3 protein-coding genes and 1 pseudogene are annotated in these 2,523 nt (G+C 70.1%); 1 reads left to right on the top strand and 3 read right to left on the bottom strand.

All coding sequences use genetic code 11. The features are described 5' to 3' along the window. The 3 genes from speG to apaG all read right to left on the bottom strand — a co-directional run. A partial coding sequence (gene speG, locus FV223_RS25130) for a spermidine N1-acetyltransferase (RefSeq protein ID WP_147729505.1) occupies positions 1-524 on the bottom strand: 524 nt, incomplete at its 3' end. Then, complete coding sequence (argE, locus tag FV223_RS25125) at positions 521-1,690, bottom strand: acetylornithine deacetylase (protein ID WP_147729504.1); 1,170 nt, start codon at positions 1,688-1,690, stop codon at positions 521-523. The genes argE and speG, both read right to left, overlap by 4 nt. Positions 1,691-1,732: 42 nt before the next feature. Next, positions 1,733-2,125, bottom strand: coding sequence for a Co2+/Mg2+ efflux protein ApaG (apaG, locus tag FV223_RS25120; protein ID WP_147729503.1), 393 nt, complete (start codon positions 2,123-2,125; stop codon positions 1,733-1,735). Positions 2,126-2,287: 162 nt separating this feature from the next. Here apaG and FV223_RS25115 point away from each other — a divergent pair. Then, a pseudogene (locus tag FV223_RS25115) lies at positions 2,288-2,523 on the top strand (hypothetical protein); the annotation flags it as partial.

The raw sequence follows: 2,523 nt of genomic DNA, 5'->3' as shown, positions 1-2,523 counted from the left end.
CCGGCGAGATATTCCGGCTGGAACAGGCACATCCGTACGGCATCGCGGTAGCGTCCGTTCATGAAGAACTCGTCCCGCAGGATGCCCTCGGGGCGGAAGCCGCAGCTCTCGTAGATCCGCACGGCGCGGGCATTGTCCTTGTCCACGTGCAGGTAGAGCTTGTGGATGTTGAGCACGCTGAAGGCGTAGTCCATCGCGATCCGCGTCGCCTGGCGGGCGAAGCCCCGGCCCTGAAAGCCCGGATGGATCGCGATCTGGAACTCGCAGCGCCGGTGCAGGTGGTTGATCTCGACGAGCTCGACGAGGCCGGCCGGATGCCCGTTCAGCGTCGCGATGATGAAGCGCCGCTCGGTCTGGTTGTGGATGTTGCGCTCGTAGAGCTGCGCCAGCTCGGCGAAGGACTCGTAGGCCTCCTCGAACCAGTAGCGCATGATGCTGTCGTTGTTGTTGAGCTGATGCACGAACATCAGGTCCTCGCGCTCCAGCGGGCGGAGCTTGACCCTGTCGGGGACGGTCTCGTTCATGCGGCGCAGGCCTCGATCAAGCGGCGGAGGAACGCCTCGCCCTGGCCGAGCGCGGCCAGCGTGATGAACTCGTCCGGCTGGTGGGCCTGGTCGATCGAGCCCGGCCCGCAGACCACGGTCGGGATGCCCGCCTGCTGGAAGCGCCCGGCCTCGGTGGCGTAGGGCATCGACACGGTGCGGTTGCGGTTGGCCAGCCGCAGCGCCAGCCGCTCGGCCTCGGAGCCGGGCTCCGGCAGCAGGCCGGGGATCGCGATCTCCTCGACGGTCTCGATCCGGCCGAACGCGCCGTAGCGGTTCAGGCGCTCGCGGGTCACCGCCTCGGCCTTGGCCTGGAACAGGCGCGGGATCTCCGCCATGTCGAGGTCGGGCAGGCCGCGGAACTCCCAGTGGAAGGCGCATTCCTTGGGCAGGATGTTGCGGGCGGTGCCGCCGTGGATCGTGCCGACATGCACGGTGGTGCTGGGCGGATCGAACCGGCCCGACGCGTCGCCCCGGGCGATCATCCGGTCGGCGATGGCGTTCAGCCCGGAGACGAGGTCGCAGGCCGCCATCACGGCGTTGGCCCCGAGCATCGGCTTGGCCGAATGCGCCTCGTGGCCGTGCACCGTGGTGTGGAAGGTGACGATGCTCTTGTGCGCGTCGGCGACCTCGAGGTCGGTCGGCTCGCCGACGATCACCGCGCCCGGCCGCGGCAGGTCGACGCCGAAGCGGGCGATCGCGTCCATCACGCCGAGGCAGGTGGTCTCCTCGTCGTAGGAGAGCAGGATGTGGATCGGGCGCTTGAGGCCGGCCGCGAGGCAGTCCGGCACCAGCGCCAGGGCGGTGGCGCAGAACCCCTTCATGTCGACCGCGCCGCGGCCGTAGGCCCGGCCGTCGGCGACGTGCAGGGTGAATGGGTCGGCGGTCCAGGCCTGTCCCGCGACCGGGACGACGTCGGTGTGCCCCGACAGCACGACGCCGCCGTCGACCTGCGGCCCGATCGTGGCGAAGAGCGCGGCACGGTCGCCGGCCGCGTTCGGGATGCGGAGGTGGGGGACGCCCCAGCCGTCGAGATAGGCGGCGACCCAGTCGATCAGGTCGAGATTCGGCTTCGAGCTTTCGGTGTCGAAGCCGACGAGGTGGGCGAGGATGTCGAGCGGGGTCAGCCGCTCGCCGGAACCGGGCATCGGTTGGTGTCCTGGGCGGGCCGCCGGCCTGCCCGGCTCGAATCAGTGCAGGCTGCGGCGGATATGCGGGCTGTCGAGCGAGAAGGCCGGGATCTCGGCCTCGAAGCTCTCGCCCGCGACCGTGGCCATGGTGTAGCTCCCCGCCATCAGCCCGTCCGGCGTGGTGAGCGGGCAGCCGCTGGTGTAGCAGAACGACTCGCCCGGCTCCAGCACCGGCTGCTTGCCGACGACGCCGGCGCCGCGCACCTCCTGGCACTCGCCGCGCCCGTCGATGATGCGCCAATGGCGGGAGCGGAGCTGCACCTGCTCGGCGCCGTTGTTCACGATCTCGACGGTGTAGGCGAAGAAGTACCGGCTCTCTCCCGGCGAGGATTCCTCCTCGACGAAGCGCGGATTGACGGTCACGCTGATCCCGCGCGTCTCGGCCTTGTACATCGTCCCTAATTGCCCTCTTCAGCGGCGCTCGAGTTCGGTCTAGCTCGGGTCTAGACGGCTCGAAGCCGCTTTTCGATGCGTCATTCAACGTGGTAGTTGCCGGAAGAATTCCCGTCAATTGCGGCGGAGTACGTCGCGGCGGGCGGCAGGAACGGGGCCGGCATGGTCGAAGCGTGGGTGTGCCATCTGAGGTCGCTTCGGCGCGGGGGGGACGTTCGGCTCTCGGCGGCGGCGCTCGCCCACGTGGCGGCCTGGGCGACGCTGCTCGCCCTTGCGGGCTTTTCCGCGTGGCGCGATCCGGCCGCCAACCTCCTGCCCGCGGCGGCGCTCGCGGCCGCGCTGATCCTCGACGGGACCGGGCGGATCGCGACGGCCGTCATAGCAGGCCGGGCGGGACC

Source organism: Methylobacterium sp. WL116, from assembly GCF_008039455.1.
GTDB lineage: Bacteria > Pseudomonadota > Alphaproteobacteria > Rhizobiales > Beijerinckiaceae > Methylobacterium.
Note: the sequence above shows the minus strand (reverse complement) of the source record. Positions and strands in the feature narration are given on the sequence as shown.

Bases quoted from the DNA above. Each gene is read 5' to 3' on its own strand.
- argE (WP_147729504.1), bottom strand. From the start codon at position 1,690: ATGCCCGGTTCCGGCGAGCGGCTGACCCCGCTCGACATCCTCGCCCAC.
- apaG (WP_147729503.1), bottom strand. From the start codon at position 2,125: ATGTACAAGGCCGAGACGCGCGGGATCAGCGTGACCGTCAATCCGCGC.